We start from the raw sequence: 21,048 nt of genomic DNA on the forward strand, positions 1-21,048 counted from the left end.
ACAAACTTGTGATCGCCTGAAGCGGGGTATGGTGATTGTGCGGCGCACAAAAAATCTTGACACGCCTTCGCACTTGCACCATATGCGATCCATGGAAGAGGGCCGCGATCAAGATGGGCTCTCCCGGAACGAACTTCGCTACAGGAGAATTCAGATGGCCACTGCTACCGAAAACGTGAAGAAGACCATGGACAAGGCTCAGGAAGGCGCCGAGCGCGCTCATGCCGCCGGCACCCAGGCTTTCCGCGAAGGTGTCGACAAGAGCCTGGCCGGCATGGCCGAGCTGAACGCCGAGGGCAAGCGCAACTTTGAAGCCTTCGTCGAGTGCGCCACCGCCGCCACCCGCGGTGCCGAAGCCCTGACCAGCCACGCCGTCTCGCTCGGCAAGAAGGGCTGGGAAGACGGTCTGTCGGCCGCCCAGACTCTGGCCCAGGCCCGTTCGATCCAGGAAGTGATCGAGCTGCAGACCAGCTTCACCAAGAACTGGGTCGAGACCTATCTGTCGGAAATGACCAAGGCTACCGAGATCATGTCGTCGTCGGTGAAGGACTCCTTCAAGCCGATCAACGACCGCGTGACCGCCACGGTCGAGCGCATGCAGTCGGTGCGCTAAGCGCTACCGAGGCCAAGCCTGAAACGGAGCCCGTAGCGGAAACGCTGCGGGCTCTTTTTCGTTGTGTCAGCACATGATCAGCCGGGGCGTGCGGGTGAGGCGCGCAATCTTGTGGGTCTGTGGCCCGCAAGCCCTTTCAAACCGGGGCGTTTGCCATATCTAATCATCAGGTCCGCTCAACTGCGGTCCATCGAGTCGGAGACGGAACGGCGAGGATGACGCGAAAGCCCCCCTCACAACAGCCCGGGTCGGGATCGGGTGCGGGCGATGTGGCCATTGTCACCGAAACCAAGCCCAAGGTGCAGCGCCCGTCGCTGTATCGTGTCCTGATCCTGAATGACGACTACACCCCGATGGAGTTCGTCGTTTACGTGCTCGAACGCTTCTTCGCCAAGTCGCGCGAGGAGGCCACGACCATCATGCTTCATGTACATCAGCATGGTGTCGGCGTTTGTGGTGTGTTCACATACGAGGTGGCAGAAACGAAGGTAGCCCAGGTCATCGAGACGGCCAGGAGACACCAGCACCCGTTGCAGTGCACCATGGAAAAGGACTGACAGGAGAGAACAGCGTGCCCTCATTCACCCGCCACCTCGAAGAGACGCTTCACCGGGCGGTGGGTTACGCCAACGCACGCAGTCATGAGTATGCGACGCTGGAGCACCTGCTGCTCAGCCTGATCGATGATCCTGACGCCAGCAATGTCATGCGTGCGTGCAATGTCGATCTGTCCACCCTGCGCGCGGCGCTGACGCTCTATATCGACAACGATCTGGCGGCGCTGGCCACCGCGAGCGACAACGATGCCAAGCCGACGGCGGGCTTCCAGCGCGTGATCCAGCGCGCGGTGATCCACGTGCAGTCATCAGGGCGCGAGGATGTCAGCGGAGCGAACGTGCTGGTGGCCATCTTCTCCGAGCGCGAGAGCCATGCCGCCTACTTCCTGCAAGAGCAGGACATGACGCGCTATGATGCGGTCAACTTCATCTCGCACGGCATTGCCAAGAAGGCCGGTGTGGCCGAGGCCCGCCCCGTCAAGGGTGCCGCCGCTCCCGAGGAGCAGGAGGAGCGCGCCGCCGTCAAGCAGGGCGGCGAGGCGCTCGAGGCCTATTGCGTCAACCTGAATGAAAAGTCGCGCGAAGGCCGTGTCGACCCGCTGATCGGTCGCGAGGCCGAGGTGGAGCGCGCCATCCAGATCCTGTGCCGTCGCACCAAGAACAACCCCCTGCTGGTCGGCGATCCGGGCGTGGGCAAGACGGCCATCGCCGAGGGCCTGGCACGCAAGATCGTGCACGGCGAGGTGCCGGACGTTCTGAAGGACGCGACCATCTTCTCGCTCGACATGGGCGCGCTGCTGGCCGGCACGCGCTATCGCGGCGACTTCGAGGAGCGGCTGAAGCAGGTCGTCAAGGAGCTGGAAGAAACCGACGGCGCGGTGCTGTTCATCGACGAGATTCACACCGTGATCGGTGCGGGCGCGACCTCTGGCGGTGCCATGGATGCCTCGAACCTGCTCAAGCCGGCGCTGGCGTCCGGCACCCTGCGCTGCATGGGCTCGACCACCTACAAGGAATATCGCCAGCACTTCGAGAAGGACCGCGCCCTGGTGCGCCGGTTCCAGAAGATCGACGTCAATGAGCCCAACCTCGAAGACACGATCAAAATTCTTCGTGGACTCAAGAGCTACTACGAAACCTTTCACAAGCTGCGTTACACCGACGCGGCCATTCGTACGGCGGTCGAGCTGTCGGCGCGCTACATCACCGACCGCAAGCTGCCCGACAAGGCCATCGACGTGATCGACGAGGCCGGGGCCAGCCAGATGCTGCTGGCCGAGAGCCGCCGCAAGAAGCTGATCGGCCAGAAGGAGATCGAGGCGGTCATTGCCAAGATGGCGCGCGTTCCGGCCAAGTCGGTGTCACGTTCCGATGTCGAGGCGCTCAAAAACCTCGAGGCGGATCTGAACCGCGCCGTGTTCGGTCAGGGCGAGGCGATTGCCCAGCTTGCTTCAGCCATGAAGCTGGCGCGGGCGGGTCTGCGCGATCCGAACAAGCCCATCGGCAGCTATCTGTTCTCGGGCCCGACCGGCGTGGGCAAGACCGAGGCCGCGCGCCAGCTCTCACAGACGCTTGGCATCGAGCTGCTGCGCTTTGACATGTCCGAGTACATGGAGCGCCACACGGTCAGCCGCCTGATCGGCGCGCCTCCGGGCTATGTCGGTCACGACCAGGGCGGCCTGCTGACCGATGCGGTGGACCAGCATCCCCATGCCGTGGTGCTGCTGGACGAGATCGAGAAGGCGCACCCGGATCTCTACAACATCCTGCTTCAGGTCATGGACCACGGCACCCTGACCGATGCGGTCGGCAAGAAGGTCGATTTTCGCAATGTGGTGCTCATCATGACCACCAATGCGGGTGCCGCCGACAATGCCCGCGCAGCCATCGGCTTTGGCCGAGGCAAGGTCGAAGGCGAGGACGAAAAGGCCATCCAGCGCCTGTTCACGCCAGAGTTCCGCAACCGCCTCGATGCCGTGGTGGCCTTCAGGCCGCTGGGGCCGGACATCATCCGCAGCGTGGTGCAGAAGTTCGTGATGCAGCTCGAGGCGCAGCTCGCCGACCGCAACATCACCATAGAGCTGAGCGACGAGGCGGCCGACTGGCTGGCCAAGAACGGCTTTGACGAGCTTTACGGCGCGCGCCCGCTCGCCCGTGTGATCCAGGACTCGATCAAGAAGCCGCTGGCTGACGACATCCTGTTCGGCAGGCTGGTGCGCGGAGGGCACGTCCGCGTCATCCTCAGCGACGGCAAGATCGCCTTCGACATCAGCGAGGGCGAGCGCAAGGCCAAGCCTCCCGCCTCGACGCGCGCTGAAGCCTGACCTTCGGGCTCGATCCGGCGCGCGAGGCGTGGAGGGGACACCTGTTAGATCAGGTGCGGTTGCGAAGGCGTGCGTCAAGGCTCCACGGGCCGGGACCACTGAACACGAAGTAGAGGAACACGAAGCAGTAAAGCGCGGCCAGCTCCCCACCGTTCAGGATGGGGTAGGCGCTTTGCAGGCCGTGGAACTGCCAGTAGGCCACCGCCATCATGCCCGAGAGCACGAAGGCGACAGGGCGGGTGAACAGGCCGAGAATGATGAGCACGCCGCCCACCAGCTCCAGCATCCCGCCGATGCCGAGCTGGCTGAACAGCTCTGGCTGGGGGCGATCACCAGCGGGAAAGCCGAGGATCTTCTGGGTGCCGTGCTGAAGAAACAGCAGGCCGGTGACGATACGCAGGACACTGAGCATCTGAGGTGCCCAGCGGTTCAGATCGTTCATGGAGGTCTCCCCCTCAACGCTGCACCCGAATCGTGTCCGGGCCCGCTCACGATCCTCCCAAACACCGTTCAGGGAAAGAGTGTCAGCAAGGAGCGAGCCGGAAACGGCCAGCTACGGGGTGCAGCGTCAGGCGGCGGCGGCCTCACCCTCGGCCATCTTCTGTATGGCGACATAGTCGGTCTTGCCCGTGCCCAGCACAGGCACCTCGGAGACCTTGAGGATGCGCTTGGGCACCGCCAGTTCGGGTGCGCCGTGGGTCTTGGCCCAGCTTGCCAGGGCGGTGACATCGGCGGAGCGCTCGTCGGTCACGAGCACCAGCCGCTCCCCCTTGCGCGGATCGGGCACCGAGACGACGGCGTGGCGCGCATCGGGCCAGACGGCGGTGGCCAGCCCTTCCACGGCCGTGAGCGAGATCATCTCGCCGCCGATCTTGGCGAAACGCTTGACCCGTCCGAGGATGCTGACATAGCCGTCCTCGCTGATCTCCACGATGTCGCCGGTGTCGTGCCAGCCGTCATTCAGCGGCTCGATGGCGTCAGGATCGCTTTCTGACAGATAGCCCGCCATGACATTGGGCCCGCGCAGGTAAAGCCGCGCGCCGCGCTCGATGCCCTCGACCGCTTCCATCTTCGCTTCCATGCCGGGCAGCAGCTTGCCGACCGTGCCGACGCGCGCGGCACCGGGTTGATTGACGGCCACCACGGGCGCGGCCTCGGTGGCACCATAGCCCTCCAGAACTTCCAGGCCACCAAAGCGCTGGCGGAACAGCTCGACGGTCTCCTCGCGCACCTTCTCGGCACCGGCCACCACAAAAACGAGGGTGGAGAAATCGCCGGGAGCCGCCACGCGCGCATACTGGTTGAGGAAGGTGTCGGTGGACAGCAGCAGCGAGGCCTTCACGTCGGGCAGCAGGGTCACGATCTGCTTGGCGTGCAGGGGGGAGGGGTACTGAAACACCTTCAGCCCCGACAGGATCGGCAGCAGCACCCCGCCGGTCAGGCCGAAACAGTGGAAGGTGGGCAGGGGGTTGAACATCACCCAGTCGGGATCGAGATCGATATGGGATGCGACCTGGCGCACATTGGTGACCAGATTGGCCTGGGTCAGAACCACACCCTTGGGCGCGCCGAAGCTGCCGGATGTGAACAGGATCACGCCCACGCCGTCAGGCTCGGACGCAGCGCGGAACTGGCGCGGCATCATGCCCGACATCAGGCCATACAGCTTGTCGGCCAGGCCGATGGTCTTGCGGATGTCGTCCAGCCAGACGATCTCGGCGTCCTGTGCGACCAGCTCGATCAGGTCGTCCAGCTTGGCCTGGTCGATGAAACGCCGCGCGGTCAGCACCCGGCGTACGCCCGCCGCCTTGAGCGCCGCGCGCACGTTGCGGGCACCGGAGGTGAAGTTCAGCATCACCGGCACGCGCCCGTGGGCATGCAGACCAAAAAAGGTCACCACCACACCGGAACTGGACGGCAGCAGTACGCCGACCCGCTCTCCGGGCTCGGTCATGGCGGCGATCTTGCGACCCAGAACGAAGGCCGCGCGAATGAGGCCGGTATAGGTGAGGGGGTTGCGATCCTGATCCTCGAGGATCACCTTGTCGCCATAGGTTTCACGCGCTGCGATCAGCGCATCGAACACCGACATTTTCCCCTCCCGCGCATCGAAAGGACGCGGCATGGAGCGTTTCTCCCTGAAAGATCGAGTCTTCCTTGTTTGGCCGGGCACACTAGATGGGGTCCGAGCGGTTGAAAAGACTTGTCACAGGGCGTGAACGCCCCCGGTGCGCGATTAGTGCCCCTTTGCGCGGGCAGATGGATGCACTCAGATGGATACTGGCGCAGCAGGCGCCGCACGGGTATGAGGCCCCATGGTCACGGTGATCGACACTCTGGCGCGCAAGCCATCGGAACTGCGCCATCCTGAAAAGGCCAATCGCCCCGACAGCCCCGTGCTGCGCAAGCCCGACTGGCTGCGCGTCAAGGCACCCGGCTCGGGACAGTACAACGCCACCCGTGCGATCGTGCGCGAGAAGGGCCTGCACACCGTCTGCGAGGAGGCGGCGTGCCCCAACATCGGCGAGTGCTGGAGCCAGAAGCACGCGACCTTGATGATCATGGGCGATACCTGCACGCGCGCCTGTGCTTTCTGCAACGTCAAGACGGGCCTGCCGCAGCCACTCGATCCCGAGGAGCCCTCCAAGGTCGGCCTCGCCGTCGCCCAGATGGGTCTCAATCACGTTGTGATCACCTCGGTCGACCGCGACGATCTGAAAGATGGCGGTGCCGAGCACTTCGCCGAGGTCGTGCGCCAGATCAGGGCCCAGGCACCGGGCACGACCATCGAGATCCTGACCCCCGACTTCCTGCGCAAGGATGGCGCCGCCGAGGTGGTGATCGACTCCGGCCCGGACGTGTTCAACCACAACCTCGAGACCGTGCCGCGGCTCTATCTCAAGATCAGGCCCGGCGCGCGCTACTATCACAGCCTGCGCCTGCTGGAGCGGGTCAAGGAACGCGCGCCTGCACAGTTCACGAAGTCGGGGATCATGGTAGGCCTTGGCGAGACCAAGGAGGAGGTCATGCAGGTGATGGACGACATGCGCTCCGCCGGCGTCGATTTCATCACCATCGGCCAGTATCTCCAGCCCACGCGCAAGCACGCCGCCATTGACCGCTTCGTGACGCCCGATGAGTTCTCGGCCTATGCGGCCATCGCCCGCGCCAAGGGTTTCCTGATGGTGTCGTCCAGTCCGCTGACGCGATCCAGCCATCACGCGGGTGACGACTTCGCCCGGCTGAAGGCCGCGCGCGAGGCCCGCCAGGGTCGCTGAGGACCATCGCAGCCCATGCCCATCCATCGCGTGACTCGCATCCTGCCTTATGGGCCGGATCAGCTTTTCGATCTGGTCGGCGACGTGCGCCTCTATCCCGACTTCGTGCCGTGGATCACCTCCATGCGCGTCTATAACGAGCGGGTTCTGGGGCAGGGGGCAGACCAGCTCGATGCAGAGGCGGGCGTCGGCTTTGCCTTTCTGCGTGAGCGTTTTTCCACGCGGGTAACGCGCAATGCGCCAGAGCGGACCATCGAGGTCAATCTGATCCGCGGGCCGTTTCGCAGGCTGGTCAATCGCTGGACCTTCGTCGAGCATCCGCAGGGCTGCGAAGTGCGCTTCTTCATCGACTTCGAGTTTCGCTCGCGCCTGCTTGACGGTTTGCTTGCAGCCAATTTCGACCGTGCGGTCAGCAGGCTTATGAGCTGTTTCGAAGACCGCGCCCGCGCGCTCTACGGCACCCGCCAGGCTGTCGGTCCCTGATCGCGGCTTTCAGCGCGCACTTGCATCCGAATGCGCAATCCCGGCCTATATGTGTGGGCACACCATGGTGAGGGAGGATCGGCCTATGGCGCTTCGTACTGGACCCCGAAGAGCGCCGTCGCTGGCAGCGATGGCGGTCATGGCTCTGGCGCTGGCTGCGTGCGGACGCACCGAGCCGCCCACGCCCGAGGTCGAGGCTGAGCGCAACGCGGCTGTTGCCGAGGCCGTGCGCGAGCAGCAGGCGCTTTTCGCATCCGCCAGAGCAGCCGACACCCAGGATGAGGGCCGCGCCTATGCCTACACCTTCGAGGGGCTGACGGCGCCGTCCGTACCCATGACCGCCTTCGAGGGACAGGTGATCCTGGTGGTCAACACCGCATCGCAGTGCGGCTTCACCGGGCAATATGAGGGCCTTCAGCAGATCTATGGCGAGTATCGCGATCAGGGCCTCGTTGTGCTGGGCGTGCCGTCCGGCAACTTCAACGATCAGGAGTTCGCCGAGGCCGATGATATCCGCGAGTTCTGTACTACCAATTTCGGCGTGACCTTTCCGATGGCCGGGCGCACGGACGTGATTGGCGACAACGCGCATCCGTTCTATCGCTGGGCGCGCGCAGAGCTGGGCGAGAGCGCCGTGCCCGGCTGGAATTTCCACAAGATCCTCATAGACAGGCAAGGGCGGGCCGTGGCCGCTTTCGGCAGCCGCGTCGAGCCCACCTCCGATCAGCTCAGGGCCGCGATCCGGCAGCTTCTTTGATGATCAGCGGAACAGGTCATGCCTGACGCGGAGGATTTTACGCGGATTGAAGCGCTCGCACGCAGTCTGCAGCCTGGCTCGGTCGGCCATGCATATGGTCCCTGGCTGGCGGCCCGCGGGGCAGGGCTGAAGGATCAGGCCAAGGCGGCGTTGGGGGACTTTCTCAACGAGGCTCTTACGTGGCCCGAAGCGCGGCGGCGCGACTTCGTCGTCTGGCTTGATCAGGCCAGCGAACAGACGGGCGCACGCCGGGCGATCACTCCGCACCCGCTGATGACTCGGCTGGTCCTGCCGACGCTGTGGGCATGGGCCGAGGCCGAGCCTGCGGATGCCATGGCGCATCTGCTTCTGGCCAGATTTCACAACTGGTCGCTGGACGATACTTCGCCGCTGGATCATTACCGCCGCGCATTGGAACGCGATGCCGGGCTGGTTGCGGCGCGACGCGGTGTGATCCATGCGCTGTGCGACATGGTGGAGCGCAACCAGCACCATCTGCCCGTCGACTATCTGGGTGATCGTCAGCGCGATGCTGCAAGCATGGAAGAGGCCGCAAGTCTGGCCGAGGGCCTGCCTGATGCTGCTGAGCGTCAGGATCTTATCGCCCATGCCGCCATGTTGCGCGATCGCGCCCTTGGCCTGCGATCAGATGGCGGACTGGCCACTTACTTTTTCGCGCGCTGAGCAGGAACATTGGTCTTGCCTGACGCCCGCATCCAAATGTCGCCTAATGGATATTATCAGAAATAGTTGATGCCGAGCCTGGGAAACAAGACTGTTGCGGTGCCGAACTGTCACCTCTCAGGGGCTTAAGCGTGGTCCAGCGTGATCTGCAGTCCGTCATGGCCGGCGCCGACATGGGCGGGCAGCAGTCGTGACAGACTGTCGTAGTCCATGTCGATATGCAGATTGGTCAGCCACGCCCTGTCGACCCCGGCGCGCGCGATCCACTGCAATGTCCGGTCCAGATGGGCATGGGTCGGATGGGGCGTATAGCGCAGGGCATCGACCACCCAGACGCTCGCCCCCGAAATGATCTCGAAGCTGGCGTCGGGAATGTCCGAGACATCGGGGCTGTAGGCCAGACCGCCGATACGATAGCCCAGCGCGCGCACCGGCCCGTGAGCCTGATCGAAGCCGGTGACGGGTATCGGCCCCGATGGCCCGTTGATCTCGAACGCGCGCTCCGGCAGCGCTCTCGCTTCACAGATGGCCGGATAGCCCTGCACGCTCTCGAAGATATAGCCGAAGCGGCCCGCAAGAGCCGCGTGCGTGGGCTCGTCCATGTAGCAGGGAATCCTGCTGCGCTGGCGCATGGCAAAGACGCGCAGGTCGTCGATGCCATGGGTCTGGTCGGCGTGATCGTGGGTGTAGAGCACCGCATCGACGCGGCGCACCCCGGCCATCAGCATCTGTTCGCGCAGGTCGGGCGATGTGTCGACCAGCACCGTTGTCGCTTCGCCCTCACCATTCTCTGGCAGTCGCTCGACCAGCATGGAGCAGCGGCGGCGGCGGTTGCGCGGGTTGGCGGGATCGCATGCGCCCCAGTCGCCATCGCCGCGCGGCACACCGCCCGATGAGCCCGTTCCCAGCAGGGTATAGCGCAGCCTCATGGTCGCTCGATCCGGTCGAACAGGGCGAAGAAGGCATCCTCGGTGCGCGCCCTCGCCTCATCCGGTGACCAGCCCCTGATTTCGGCCAATTTGTCGAGCACGTGCGAGATGTAAGCTGGCTCGTTGCGCCGCCCGCGGTGAGGCACCGGGGCCAGATAGGGGCAGTCCGTCTCGACGATGATGCGATCGGCGGGCATGTCGCGGATCAGAGCCCGGACATCCTCTGCCGCCTTGAAGGTGGCAATGCCTGACACCGAGAACCAGCACCCCATTTCCGCTGATATTCTCGCGAGTTCCGACCCACTTGTGTAGCAGTGCATGAGGAAGCGGAAGGGTGCCCTGGCATGCTCCTCGCGCAGGATGTCCGCCATCACCGCATCGGCCTCGCGCGTATGCACCACCAGCGGCAGGCCGCTGAGGCGAGCCGCTTCGATATGGGTACGAAAGACCTTGGCCTGCACATCGCGCGGGCTGAGGTCATAATGAAAGTCGAGCCCGCACTCGCCGATTCCGACCACCTTCGGGCGGCTGGCCAGCTCGGTCAGGGTGTGCGCCGACAGGTCCGGGTTCTCCTTAGCTTCGTGCGGGTGCGTGCCCACGGTGCACCAGATGTCAGGATGCGCCATGGCGAGGGCGTGAGTGGCCTCGAAGGTCGATACCCGATCCGAAATTTCCACCATGATGCCGACACCGGCGTCGCGCGCGCGCGCGATGACAGCATCGCGATCCTCGTCGAACTGGGGGGCGTGCAGGTTGACGTGGCTGTCGATGAGCATGGCGGGGCGAACTCAGGAAGGCGGCGCGAGGGTGCGGATGCGCGCCACTGCCTGCTGGAAAACCTCGCCGCGATCAAGGTTCAAGGCCAGGGCGCGCTCGCGCAACTCGCCGATCTCGGTCCACAATGCGGCCCAGCGCTCGCTGAGGCGTGCGCCGTCACTGCCGCTGACGGCGCGGGTGCGGATGTGATCTTGAATCAGGGCAAAGGTGTCCTCGAAGCGCGTCTGACCGTCGGCGCGCCTCAACTGATCGCTGTGGGCCAGCACCTCGCTTGGGCTCACGGTGCCCTCGACGATACCGGCCGCCAGGGCATCAAGCTCAAGAAGCCCCCTCGCCTGCGCCGACAGGGCCGCGCCCGGCGCGCCGCGCGACAGCCGCGCCAGCTCACGCGCATCGTGCCGCTCGACCCCCGCATCGGCGAGCCAGTCGATGAGCGTGTCGCTGTCCATGGGGCGGAAGGTCAGCTTGCGACAGCGCGAACGGATCGTGTCGAGCACGCTGCCGGGTGAATGACACACCAGCAGGATCACACCCTTCTCAGGCGGCTCCTCAAGGCTTTTCAGCAAAGCATTGGCGGAGTTCACATTTGCATCATCGATGGCATCGATGATCGCCACCCGCGCCCCGCCCATACTGGGGGACTTGGCAAAGAAGCCGGGCAGCTCGCGCATCTGGTCCACCGAGATGGACTTCCTGAGCCTGCCGCCCTCGCTGACGCGCTCGATGACCATCAGGTCCGGGTGTGCCTCGGCACTGATCATGCGGCTGACCGGATCGCTGGCGGGCACGTCGAGCCCTTCGCCCTGCCCGCCCAGGAGCTTTCGCGCGACCCGATAGGCGAAGGTTGCCTTGCCGACGCCCTCAGGCCCGACCAGCATCCAGGCGTGGTGCAGCCGCCCGCGTCCCAGCGCATCGAGAAAGGCCGCCTCGGCCTCGGCGTGGCCCACCAGATGATAGCTGTCCCGAGGATGGCGAGGTGCGTCGCTCATGAACGGTTCCCCTCAAGGACACGGATTGAGGCGCGCTTCGATCACTTTCCACACCCGCGCCTCGATCTCGTCTGCCGTGCCCGAGCCGTCGATGAGAACACAGCGATCGGGATAGCGCGCCGCAATCGCCTCCCACGCGCCGCTCAGGCGGGCATGAAAGGCCTCGCCCTTGCTCTCGAAGCGGTTTTCCGCGCCGCCGCGCGCCAGCGCCCGCTTCAGGCCCTCGGCGTGAGGCAGCATGAAGATCAGGGTCAGGTGCGGCTGGCTCTCGCCGACCACATTGCGATCCAGTGTCTCGATCAGATCGGCGCTGACCAGCCCGGCCTCGGACTGATATGCGCGGGTGGAGTCGGCGAAGCGGTCGCACAGCACCCAGTCGCCGCGCGCCAGAGCCGGGCGGATCACCCGCTCCAGATGGTCGTTGCGCCCGGCATACATCAACAGGGCCTCGGACAGCGGCGACCAGCGCCCGGCCTCGCCTTGCACCAGAAGCGCGCGCAGGGCCTCGGCCCCGGCCGTACCGCCTGGCTCGCGCGTTGCCAGTACGCTGTGTCCGCACGCCTCGAGGCGCGCTTTCAGCCGGGTGAGCTGGGTGGACTTGCCTGTCCCCTCCCCGCCCTCGAATGTGATGAATCGTCCGCCCATGTCCCATGCACCATGGCGCTGCGAGGCCCGCAGGCAAAGCCCGGGGTGCGCGATTTCCTGTGGTCGAACGCCGCTGTGCGGGGCCGGGTGGTCCCGGCGTCAGCGCGAGGGCAGCAGGGACGCCTGGGGATAGCCGCGCGCGATCACGGCCTGGCGGGCCTGTTCGGCGCGATTGGGATCATCCCAGGGCCCGACCAGAACCCGATAGGCCCCGCGAGAGAATTCGTCCACGCGTGCCTGCTGGCCCAGTCGGCGTGCGGCCCGCTCTGCCGGTCTGCGGGCATCATAGCGTCCGGCCTCGATCCAGTAGCCTGCTGCATGGGCCTGGGTCTGGACCGGGGGTTGAGCCTGAGCGGCTGCGCCGGTCTGAGGCGACGGAGTGCCTGCGAACTGGGCCGGCACGCCTCCGCCCGTGCGCGGTGCCCGGCCCACATAGCGCACCCGCACCCGGCCCACGCCGCGCTCCAGCAGGCCCAGTTCAACGGCCGCCTGTCGCGACAGGTCGATGATGCGCCCTTCGACGAACGGGCCGCGATCATTGAGTCGCAGGATGACGGTGCGCCCGTTCTCGAGGTTTGTGACCTCGACCAGACCCGGCAGAGGCAGGGTCTTGTGGGCAGCGCTAAGCCCATGCATGTCGAAGATCTCGCCCGTCGCGGTGGGCCGACCGTGAAAGGCATCGCCGTACCATGAGGCAAGACCGACTTCGTCATAGTCGGGGTCCTCGGCCGGGTGATACCAGACGCCCCTGATCTGATAGGGCCGCAGCGTCCCGCGCACGATCGGGGCCGGGTCGGTCACCTCGGGGATCGGCGCCCTGACCGGGGCGTGTGCGCGCACCGGAGCGCCCCCCGCTCCCGCCCCCACCGGCGCGGAGACGCTGGCACAGGCGCTGACCACCAGAGCGGACATGGCGCTGATGACGAGGGATGGCAGGGATCGCGAGGTCATGGGTCTCAACCGGCAGCTTGGTGCAGAGCAATTATTCTGGCAGCGCCGATTTCAGCTTTGGTTAACGCCCGGTGATGCTGCTAGAACGCCGCTTCCCGGATGGACAGGTGGCCGAGTGGTTTAAGGCAGCGGTCTTGAAAACCGCCGTAGGTGGAAGCCTACCGTGGGTTCGAATCCCACCCTGTCCGCCACCCTTTGAGATCGGTGAGCCGAGCAGGCGGGTGCCCCCATATGCAAAAGGGTCGCCCGTGGGCGACCCCTTCAACCAACCGTCTTCATTGAGGAAGATGGTCGGAGCGACAGGATTCGAACCTGCGACCCCTTGACCCCCAGTCAAGTGCGCTACCAGGCTGCGCCACGCTCCGAGGCCGCTCCGTATAGACGCGGGCGCGCCCGACCGCAAACCCTAAATCCCGCCCTGCTACAGCATTTTTCCGGCAGACTTGCCACCCTGGCCGGTCAGCTGGTCAGCACGCGGTCGAGGCGGGCGCGGGCAGTCTCGATCTCGGCCAGGGCGGCGCGCAGTTCGGCCATGCGAGGAGCGATGTGGAAGGCTGTACGCGATGCGGGCGTATCACTTGGGGCGCTTGTGGCGGCGGGCGCGTCAGAGGGCAGGCCTGTCTCGTTGCTCGCGGCAAGCATGGTGGCCAGATTGCCCGACAGGGCCGCCGCGCCATGTTCCCTGTAGAGCCGTTGCAGGCCCTTGATGGTCAGGCCCTCGTCCTGGAGCAGACGGCGCACCGCCTTGAGGGTGTCGATGTCGGCGGCGCGATAGAACCGGCGTCCGCCTGCGCGCTTCATGGGCTTGATGAAGGCGAACCGCTGTTCCCAGAAGCGCAGGACGTGCTGGGGCACCCCGACTTCCTCGGAGGCTTCCGAGATGGTGCGGAACGCGTTGGGCCCCTTGGTCAAGCGCTCAGCCCCGACCGTTCGCTTCGTCGACCTTGCCCTTCATGATCTGGGAGGCGCGGAAGCTGATCACGCGGCGCGGGTGAATGGCGGCGGGCTCGCCCGTCTTGGGATTGCGGCCCATGCGTGCACGCTTTTCGCGCACCTGGAACACGCCAAAGCCGGTCAGCTTGACGGTCTCGCCGCGCTCGAGCGATTCGACGATCAGATCGAGGGTGCGCTCGACCAGAGCGGCGCATTCCTGTCGCGACAGCCCGACCTCCTGATGCACCGCCTCACACAGATCGGCACGGGTCAGTGTGGACTGGCTCATGGATACGCTCCCGACAAGAATGGGCTGAAATGATATCGTCAATACTCGCAGCGAGAGGCAGCCGCGTGCCCTCACCTCATGCGCGAGGGCGTAACATCTGACCCCAAAAGCCAGAACTGTCAAAGCCGAACAGCGGTTTTCCGCTTAAGGTTAAAGCCTTACGGCGCAGGCCCCCCAGGTGAGCCCCCCGCCCATGGCCTCGAACAGCACCAGGTCGCCGCGCCTGATCCGCCCATCGCGGATGGCGGTGTCCAGCGCCAGCGGGATGGAGGCCGCAGAGGTGTTGGCGTGGTGGGAGACGGTGGAGATCACCTTGTTTTCGTCGAGCCCGAGGCGTTCGCCCACGCCCTTGATGATGCGCTGGTTGGCCTGATGGGGCACGAACCAGTCGACCTCGGCGATGGTGATGCCTGCGGCGGCGGCGGCGGCCTCGATGGCCTCGGCAATGTTGATGACGGCGTGGCGGAACACCTGATTGCCTTGCATCCTCAGGTGGCCCACGCGGCCATCTGTGGCCACGCCGCCGTCGACATAGAGCAGATCAGACTTGCGCCCGTCACTGCGCAGCGCAAAGCCGAGGATGCCGGTATCGGCGGGCGTGTTGCGCCCCTCGACGGGCTCGAGCACCACGGCACCCGCACCGTCCCCGAACAGCACGCAGGTGGTGCGGTCGCTCCAGTCCATCAGGCGCGTCATTTCCTCGGCACCGATGACCAGGGCGCAGCGGGCCTGTCCGCGCGCCACGAAGCCGTCGGCCACGCTGAGGGCATAGACGAAGCCAGAGCAGACTGCCTGAACGTCGAAGGCCGCACAGACCGGCACGCCCAGCTTCTTCTGCACGATAGCGGCCGTGGCGGGAAAGGTCAGGTCGGGCGTGGTGGTGGCCACGATGATAAGGTCCACATCGCCAACGTCGCGACCCGCATCCTTCAGTGCCGCGAGCGCGGCCTCAACCGCCAGGTCCGAGGTCGGCTGATCATCACGCGCGCGGTGACGCTGACGTATGCCGGTGCGCTCGACGATCCATTCGTCCGAGGTATCGACGATCCTGGCCAGATCGGCATTGCTGACGATGGTTTCGGGCAGATAGCTGCCCACGCCGGTGATGGCGCTACGCATGAACGCGGACATGACTAGACCCTGCTTTCCTCGGCGTGCTGCGTATGCGCCTGTGCGGCGGCGGATGCGCCATCCATGACACGGCCGAGGCGTTCCAGATTGGCGGTGACCTTGCGCGTGTAGTCGCTGCGGGCCAGGTCGACGGCGACGCGGATCGCATTGCCGAAGCCATAGGCGCTGGCGCCGCCGTGGCTCTTGACCACCACGCCGTTGAGGCCGAGCAGCGGGCCACCGTTGATGGCATTGGGGTCTATGCGCGCCCGGATCTGGCGCAGGGCCGGCATGGCGATGGCAGCCCCGACGCGCGAGCGCACACCGCTGGTCAGTGCCTCCTTCATCAGCGATGAGATGAACCGTGCCGTGCCCTCGGCGGTCTTGAGCGCGATATTGCCGGTGAAGCCGTCGGTGACGATCACGTCCACGGTGCCCTTGGCGATGTCGTCGCCCTCGACGAAGCCCTGATAGTCGAGATCGAAGCCGCCGGTCCTGAGCAGGCTGGCGGCCTCGCGCACGGCCTCGTTGCCCTTGATGTCTTCGGAGCCGATGTTGAGCAGGCCGATGCTGGGCCGCTCGACACCGTGAACGGCACGGTGGAACGCCTCACCCATGATGGCGAACTCGACAAGCTGCTCTGCGTCGCTCGACACATTGGCCCCGACATCCAGAACCGCCGTGATGCCGCGCAGGGTCGGCCAGCTCGCCACGATGGCAGGGCGCTCCAGACCCGGCGCGGACATTCGCAGGATCAGCTTGGACATGGCCATGAGCGCGCCGGTATTGCCCGCCGAGACCACGGCATCGGCCTTGCCGTCGCGGACCATCTCGATGGCGGACCAAAGGCTGGTGCCCTTGCCGCGGCGCACGGCCTGGGCCGGCTTTTCGTCCATGGCCACGACGCGCTCGGTGTGGACGATCTGGCAGATGCGGCGCGCACGTGCCAGACGCTTCAGCTCTTCGCGCAGGGCCGCCTCGTCCCCGTGCAGAACGAAGCGCACGTCCGCATCAGGATTGTTCTCGAGGTAGGACTCCACCCCGCCCGCAACGACGGACGGACCGTGATCGCCACCCATGGCGTCCAGCGAGATGATGATCTCTTTTGGCAAGAAGGTAAGGCTCCGAGGTGCGCCCGCCGCCCCTGGCACTTGGCGCATGGATGTTTCGGCGAACGATAGCGCCCGGCTGGCCTGATGCAAACCTTGCGCAGGGGAAATCTTTCAGGGCCTCGTCCGCGTAGTCTCTAGTCCTGATCGCGCAGCCTGGCGAGCACGGCAAAGGGTGATGGCGGCGCTTCGCTCTCGGGAGCTTCGAACACGGCGCCGGGGGCGCGCGGGAACGGATCGAGGCGCAGCGCGAGCTGCTCGACCGCATAGACGCCCAGGTCCACACGCGGGCTGTCGATCAGGTCCGGCCCCTCGTCATCGGGGTTGAGTTCCAGCACGCCGTCCTCACCCACAGGCGCCTGATCACCCTGAACCAGCCAAAGCGAGAACGGCTCGCTGATGCGGAAGGCCAGAGGGGCCAGGGTCACACCGCACACCTGTTCGCCCTCGGCATCGATATGGCCCGACAGGCGCCACTCCCCTCGCCCGCCACTGATCTCGAAGGTCACGTCAAGGCGGCCCAGACTGGCCAGATCGAGGGCGCGGGCAATGACGGCGCGCTCGGCTTCATCGGGTGTCACGCGGGCCGAGGCACCGGCTCTGGCCGAGGCCAGATCGAACATCATCGAGTGGATGGGAGGCGGCGCACTCATGTCACCACCTCCGGCCAGGCGACCCTGGCCTGAAGAAGTTCGCGGATGTCCTGAGCCGCGAGATGCGCTCTCGTGCGGTGCACATAGTCGGCGAGGGCCGGGGCGTGGCTTGCCGCCTCGTTGCCATAGACGTTGCGGCCCAGGGCGGCGGGCAGAGCCTCGCTCTGGCTGCGTATCAGGGGCTCATAGGCCTTCATGCGCCCGAACAGTGATTCGCCCAGCTTGCGCATCTTCTTGGCGATGGACAGATCACCCACCCCCAGCTCCCGCAGGGTGTTGTCCAGCGCCGAGACATAGGTGTCGAACAGGCTCTGCGAGGCTTCCAGCCCCTCAGGCGTGCCCTCGTCGCGCAGACGCATGACCAGCAGCAGCACATGCAGGGTGTAAAGCTCGAAGCGGGCGTCGATCTCATCGGCGACCCCAAGCGCGGTATAGAAAACCCGGCTGCGCGCCTGCTCGCAGGCCTGCTCGTAGAGGCGTACGATCGCCAGTTCATGCTCGGCGGGTCTGAAGATGGATGAAAACAGTCTTTTGAGCACGGTGCGCTGCCCCTTTTCGGCCTTGGCGTTGAACTAATGCTCGCGGGGCGCTAGGTCAAAGTGATCTGAGTTTTCGGGCAGGCATCATGAAACGCACCCCCTCCTCGCTTCTCGTCGGCGCAGCCGCTTGTGCTGCACTGCTGGCCGGACTGTCGGCCTGCGCGCCCACCGTTGGCCGCCATGGCTTTCAGCCCGTCGACGCGCGCCCCACGGACATCGTCGCGGGCACCGACACCCGCGAGACGGTGCTGTCGCGCCTCGGCTCGCCCTCGACGGTCACGACCTTCGACAACGACATCTGGTACTACATCAGCCAGACGACCGAGCGGTACACCTACAACCGCCCGCAGGTCTCCCAGCGTCAGGTGGTGGCCATCCACTTCAACGAGCGCGATCAGGTCAGCGACGTGCGCGTCCTGGGCCTGGAGGACGGCCAGAGCGTGGCCATGAACAGCCGCGAGACTCCGACCCGCGGTCGCCAGCTCACCATTCTCGAACAGCTGCTGGGCAACGTGGGTCGCGGACAGCTTCCTAACACCGAGGAAAACGATCCGGGCCGTCGCCGCCCGGACTGATACTGGCTGGACCCGAACTGGCGCACACAGTCAGCGCGCCTCAGCTCTCTGAACACAGGAAAACGCCCCGGAGATCGCTCTCCGGGGCGTCTTTGGTTTGCCCGAGGCGAACGGATCAGACGATCCGGCCGCTCGCCAGCACCGCCAGCAGCAGAAGCGCGACGATGTTGGTGATCTTGATCATCGGGTTCACGGCAGGGCCGGCCGTGTCCTTGTAGGGATCGCCCACGGTGTCGCCGGTGACGGAAGCCTTGTGCGCCTCCGAACCCTTGCCGCCATAGGCCCCTTCCTCGATGTACTTCTTGGCATTGTCCCACGCGCCGCCGCCCGAGGTCATCGAGATGGCGACGAACAGGCCCGTCACGATCACGCCCATCAGCATGGCGCCGACCGCAGCAAAGGCATTGGCCTTGTCCGGCTGGATCAGCATGATGGCAACGAACAGGACGATGGGCGAGAGCACTGGCAGCAGGCTCGGCACGATCATCTCCTTGATCGCGGCGCGGGTCAGGATGTCCACGGCCTTGCCGTATTCGGGCTTGGCCTTGTGCTCCATGATGCCGGGAATCTCGCGGAACTGGCGGCGAACCTCGGCCACGACGGCCTCGGCTGCGCGCCCGACCGCCATCATCGACATGCCCCCGAACAGGAAGGGCAGCAGACCGCCGAACAGCAGGCCCACCACCACATAGGGATTGGACAGGTCGAAGGCGACTTCACCCAGCCCCGCGAAGAACGGATAGCTCTCCGGGTTCGAGGAGAAGTAGCGCAGGTCTTCGGTATAGGCGGCGAACAGCACCAGCGCGCCGAGGCCCGCCGAGCCGATGGCATAGCCCTTGGTCACGGCCTTGGTGGTGTTGCCCACGGCATCGAGCGCATCGGTGGACACGCGCACATCGGCAGGCAGGCCCGCCATCTCGGCAATGCCACCGGCGTTGTCGGTGACGGGACCGAAGGCGTCCAGCGCCACGATCATGCCCGCCACGCCCAGCATGGTGGTGGTGGCGATGGCGATGCCGAACAGGCCGGCCAGCTGATAGGTCGAGACGATGCCGAGGATGATGGTCAGGGCGGGCAGGGCCGTCGATTCCAGCGACACGGCCAGACCCTGGATCACATTGGTGCCGTGGCCCGAGGCCGAAGCCTTGGCGACCGACTTGACCGGGCGGAAGCCCGTGCCGGTGTAGTATTCGGTGATCACCACGATGGCGGCGGTCACGGCAAGGCCGATCACGCCGGACCAGAACAGGTTCATGGGCTCGATGACGGAACCGTTGAACGCCGTCACCGGCCCCTCGACCAGCATCGAGATCAGGAAATAGAGGCCGATCACCGAGAGCACCCCGGTTACGATCAGGCCCTGATAGAGCGCGCCCATGATGTTCTGGCTCTTGCCGAGGCGCACAAAGAAGGTGCCGATGATCGAGGTCACGATGCAGACCCCGCAGATGGCGAGCGGCAGCAGCATCATCAGGTCCACGAACGGCGTCTCGCGGAAGAAGATCGCGGCCAGAACCATGGTGGCCACGGTCGTCACGGCATAGGTCTCGAACAGGTCGGCGGCCATGCCGGCGCAGTCGCCGACGTTATCGCCCACATTGTCGGCGATGGTGGCCGCGTTGCGCGGATCGTCCTCGGGGATGCCAGCCTCGACCTTGCCGACCATGTCGCCGCCGACGTCGGCACCCTTGGTGAAGATGCCGCCACCCAGGCGCGCGAAGATCGAGATCAGCGAGGCACCGAAGCCGAGGGCGACCAGGCCGTCGATCACGGCGCGGCTGGTGCGCTCAAGCTCAAGCACCTCGGTCAGCACGGCATAATAGCCTGCCACGCCCAGCAGGGCGCCACCGGCGACAAACAGGCCCGTTACCGCACCCGAACGGAAGGCCAGAGACAGGCCCTTGTCCAGACCCAGCGAGGCGGCGTGGGTGGTGCGCACATTGGCGCGCACCGAAATCAGCATCCCCGCATAGCCCGCTGCACCCGACAGCACGGCACCGATGACGAAACCGGCGGCGGCATAACCGCCGATCAGCAGCCAGGCGGCCACCAGAATCACCAGCCCGACGATGCCGATGGTCGTGTACTGGCGGCGAAGGTAGGCGGATGCGCCTTCCTGGATGGCGGCAGCGATCTCGCGCATCCTGTCGCTGCCGGTTTCGGCCTTGAGCAGGGAGGCGGTCTGGATGGCACCATACAGCACCCCCAGCACACCGGCCCCGATGACGAGCCATAGGTAGGAACTCATAGCGTTTCAGCCCTTTGTTTTGTGATGCGCGCGGACCCTTGGCGCGGTGCCTGAACAGGCGTGCCGCCTTCCGGTCCCCCCGTGCGCAGCGGGCGCATGTTCGCCCCCCGGGAATTGCGGCAGGAAAGTGCCAAATGCCAAAGGCTTGCGCAACCTGTCAGTGGGCGGGCTGTGGATAATCAGGTGCCGAGCATGGATGTTCGCCGCCGCGGCGTCTGGCTGGTGACTTCGGCGCGCACGACGAAGCCCTCGCCAAGGTGGACACGCGCGGCAGCCTCTGCGGCGGCGCGGATGCGCGGCTCGCTGAGCAGGAGCCAGGTGTCGGGCAGGGTAAAGGGCACGCGGTGCGCCGCCCTGACAATGGCATCGCGGATGTGGGCCGAGCGGTTGCGCGCCTGGGTCTGGTCCTTTCCGGGCGCCAGATGCAGGCGGATGTGCACGAACACATAGTTGCGGATGCGCCCCTCGCTCAGCACCGGCAGGCCAACGGGCTGCAACTCGACGGTGGCGGCAGCGGGTGCCTCGTCACCGCCACCGGCCATGGCACGGCCCGCAGAAGCAGAAGCGGCAACAGCGGCGAGAATCAGGGCGGCGCGGCGGTTCAT

At 65.7% G+C, this 21,048-nt stretch carries 23 protein-coding genes and 2 tRNA genes; 9 read left to right on the forward strand and 16 right to left on the reverse strand.

The window, feature by feature from the left end:
• The first annotated feature begins 154 nt into the window (after nt 1–154).
• The 3 genes from ACK4E3_RS00800 to clpA all read left to right on the forward strand — a co-directional run bounded on the left by ACK4E3_RS00800 (nt 155) and on the right by clpA (nt 3,494).
• Nucleotides 155–613: a phasin family protein gene (locus tag ACK4E3_RS00800; protein ID WP_409694932.1), complete on the forward strand. Its 459-nt coding sequence runs from the start codon at nt 155–157 to the stop codon at nt 611–613.
• A gap of 215 nt (nt 614–828) precedes the next feature.
• Nucleotides 829–1,170: an ATP-dependent Clp protease adapter ClpS gene (clpS, locus tag ACK4E3_RS00805; protein ID WP_409694934.1), complete on the forward strand. Its 342-nt coding sequence runs from the start codon at nt 829–831 to the stop codon at nt 1,168–1,170.
• A gap of 14 nt (nt 1,171–1,184) precedes the next feature.
• Entirely contained in the window at nt 1,185–3,494 is a 2,310-nt protein-coding gene (gene clpA, locus ACK4E3_RS00810; RefSeq protein ID WP_409694937.1) for an ATP-dependent Clp protease ATP-binding subunit ClpA, read from the forward strand.
• A gap of 49 nt (nt 3,495–3,543) precedes the next feature.
• Here the strand turns inward: clpA and ACK4E3_RS00815 are convergent, their stop codons facing one another.
• Complete coding sequence (locus ACK4E3_RS00815; RefSeq protein ID WP_409694940.1) at nt 3,544–3,936, reverse strand: DoxX family protein; 393 nt, start codon at nt 3,934–3,936, stop codon at nt 3,544–3,546.
• Between the two features lie 126 nt (nt 3,937–4,062).
• Complete coding sequence (locus ACK4E3_RS00820; RefSeq protein ID WP_409694943.1) at nt 4,063–5,619, reverse strand: AMP-binding protein; 1,557 nt, start codon at nt 5,617–5,619, stop codon at nt 4,063–4,065.
• Between the two features lie 190 nt (nt 5,620–5,809).
• Here ACK4E3_RS00820 and lipA point away from each other — a divergent pair, with 190 nt between their 5' ends.
• The 4 genes from lipA to ACK4E3_RS00840 all read left to right on the forward strand — a co-directional run bounded on the left by lipA (nt 5,810) and on the right by ACK4E3_RS00840 (nt 8,696).
• Complete coding sequence (lipA, locus tag ACK4E3_RS00825; RefSeq protein WP_409694946.1) at nt 5,810–6,772, forward strand: lipoyl synthase; 963 nt, start codon at nt 5,810–5,812, stop codon at nt 6,770–6,772.
• Nucleotides 6,773–6,787: 15 nt separating this feature from the next.
• Entirely contained in the window at nt 6,788–7,255 is a 468-nt protein-coding gene (locus tag ACK4E3_RS00830) for a type II toxin-antitoxin system RatA family toxin (protein ID WP_409694949.1), read from the forward strand.
• Nucleotides 7,256–7,340: 85 nt separating this feature from the next.
• Complete coding sequence (locus tag ACK4E3_RS00835; RefSeq protein WP_409694952.1) at nt 7,341–8,012, forward strand: glutathione peroxidase; 672 nt, start codon at nt 7,341–7,343, stop codon at nt 8,010–8,012.
• 18 nt (nt 8,013–8,030) lie between these two features.
• Nucleotides 8,031–8,696: a hypothetical protein gene (locus tag ACK4E3_RS00840; protein WP_409694955.1), complete on the forward strand. Its 666-nt coding sequence runs from the start codon at nt 8,031–8,033 to the stop codon at nt 8,694–8,696.
• A gap of 125 nt (nt 8,697–8,821) precedes the next feature.
• On the opposite strand, the gene ACK4E3_RS00845 is transcribed toward ACK4E3_RS00840, so the two are convergent.
• The 5 genes from ACK4E3_RS00845 to ACK4E3_RS00865 form a co-directional block, all read right to left on the reverse strand.
• A complete protein-coding gene (locus ACK4E3_RS00845) occupies nt 8,822–9,625 on the reverse strand; it encodes an MBL fold metallo-hydrolase (RefSeq protein WP_409694958.1) in 804 nt (267 codons plus the stop codon).
• Complete coding sequence (locus ACK4E3_RS00850) at nt 9,622–10,401, reverse strand: TatD family hydrolase (protein WP_409694961.1); 780 nt, start codon at nt 10,399–10,401, stop codon at nt 9,622–9,624. The genes ACK4E3_RS00845 and ACK4E3_RS00850 overlap by 4 nt, the downstream gene beginning before the upstream one ends.
• Before the next feature lie 12 nt (nt 10,402–10,413).
• Nucleotides 10,414–11,391, reverse strand: coding sequence for a DNA polymerase III subunit delta' (locus ACK4E3_RS00855; RefSeq protein WP_409694963.1), 978 nt, complete (start codon nt 11,389–11,391; stop codon nt 10,414–10,416).
• Nucleotides 11,392–11,403: 12 nt separating this feature from the next.
• Nucleotides 11,404–12,036 carry a dTMP kinase gene (gene tmk, locus ACK4E3_RS00860; RefSeq protein ID WP_409694966.1) on the reverse strand — a complete coding sequence of 211 codons (633 nt, stop codon included), beginning with the start codon at nt 12,034–12,036 and terminating at the stop codon, nt 11,404–11,406.
• Between the two features lie 99 nt (nt 12,037–12,135).
• Entirely contained in the window at nt 12,136–12,987 is an 852-nt protein-coding gene (locus tag ACK4E3_RS00865; RefSeq protein WP_409694969.1) for a septal ring lytic transglycosylase RlpA family protein, read from the reverse strand.
• A 101-nt stretch (nt 12,988–13,088) separates the two neighbouring features.
• Here ACK4E3_RS00865 and ACK4E3_RS00870 point away from each other — a divergent pair.
• Nucleotides 13,089–13,178: transfer RNA gene (locus tag ACK4E3_RS00870), tRNA-Ser, on the forward strand.
• A gap of 97 nt (nt 13,179–13,275) precedes the next feature.
• Here ACK4E3_RS00870 and ACK4E3_RS00875 read toward each other — a convergent pair.
• The 7 genes from ACK4E3_RS00875 to ACK4E3_RS00905 all read right to left on the reverse strand — a co-directional run bounded on the left by ACK4E3_RS00875 (nt 13,276) and on the right by ACK4E3_RS00905 (nt 17,620).
• A tRNA-Pro gene (locus ACK4E3_RS00875) sits at nt 13,276–13,352 on the reverse strand.
• 94 nt (nt 13,353–13,446) lie between these two features.
• On the reverse strand, nt 13,447–13,899 hold the full coding sequence (locus ACK4E3_RS00880; RefSeq protein WP_409694972.1) for a MerR family transcriptional regulator: 453 nt from the start codon (nt 13,897–13,899) through the stop codon (nt 13,447–13,449).
• Between the two features lie 4 nt (nt 13,900–13,903).
• Complete coding sequence (locus ACK4E3_RS00885; protein WP_409694975.1) at nt 13,904–14,209, reverse strand: integration host factor subunit alpha; 306 nt, start codon at nt 14,207–14,209, stop codon at nt 13,904–13,906.
• Between the two features lie 150 nt (nt 14,210–14,359).
• On the reverse strand, nt 14,360–15,340 hold the full coding sequence (locus ACK4E3_RS00890) for a beta-ketoacyl-ACP synthase III (RefSeq protein ID WP_409694978.1): 981 nt from the start codon (nt 15,338–15,340) through the stop codon (nt 14,360–14,362).
• A gap of 2 nt (nt 15,341–15,342) precedes the next feature.
• Nucleotides 15,343–16,431, reverse strand: coding sequence for a phosphate acyltransferase PlsX (gene plsX / locus ACK4E3_RS00895; protein ID WP_409694980.1), 1,089 nt, complete (start codon nt 16,429–16,431; stop codon nt 15,343–15,345).
• A gap of 134 nt (nt 16,432–16,565) precedes the next feature.
• Entirely contained in the window at nt 16,566–17,081 is a 516-nt protein-coding gene (locus ACK4E3_RS00900; protein WP_409694983.1) for a YceD family protein, read from the reverse strand.
• On the reverse strand, nt 17,078–17,620 hold the full coding sequence (locus tag ACK4E3_RS00905; protein ID WP_409694986.1) for a ubiquinol-cytochrome C chaperone family protein: 543 nt from the start codon (nt 17,618–17,620) through the stop codon (nt 17,078–17,080). The genes ACK4E3_RS00900 and ACK4E3_RS00905 overlap by 4 nt, the downstream gene beginning before the upstream one ends.
• A gap of 86 nt (nt 17,621–17,706) precedes the next feature.
• Here ACK4E3_RS00905 and ACK4E3_RS00910 point away from each other — a divergent pair, with 86 nt between their 5' ends.
• Nucleotides 17,707–18,195, forward strand: a complete 489-nt coding sequence (locus tag ACK4E3_RS00910; protein ID WP_409694989.1) for an outer membrane protein assembly factor BamE — start codon at nt 17,707–17,709, stop codon at nt 18,193–18,195.
• Nucleotides 18,196–18,310: 115 nt separating this feature from the next.
• Here ACK4E3_RS00910 and ACK4E3_RS00915 read toward each other — a convergent pair whose 3' ends face one another.
• Together ACK4E3_RS00915 and ACK4E3_RS00920 are read right to left on the reverse strand one after the other, a co-directional pair.
• Nucleotides 18,311–20,443: a sodium-translocating pyrophosphatase gene (locus ACK4E3_RS00915; RefSeq protein WP_409694992.1), complete on the reverse strand. Its 2,133-nt coding sequence runs from the start codon at nt 20,441–20,443 to the stop codon at nt 18,311–18,313.
• Between the two features lie 179 nt (nt 20,444–20,622).
• Entirely contained in the window at nt 20,623–21,048 is a 426-nt protein-coding gene (locus tag ACK4E3_RS00920; protein ID WP_409694995.1) for a hypothetical protein, read from the reverse strand.

The sequence above is a fragment of the Brevundimonas sp. genome, assembly GCF_046299595.1.
GTDB lineage: Bacteria > Pseudomonadota > Alphaproteobacteria > Caulobacterales > Caulobacteraceae > Brevundimonas.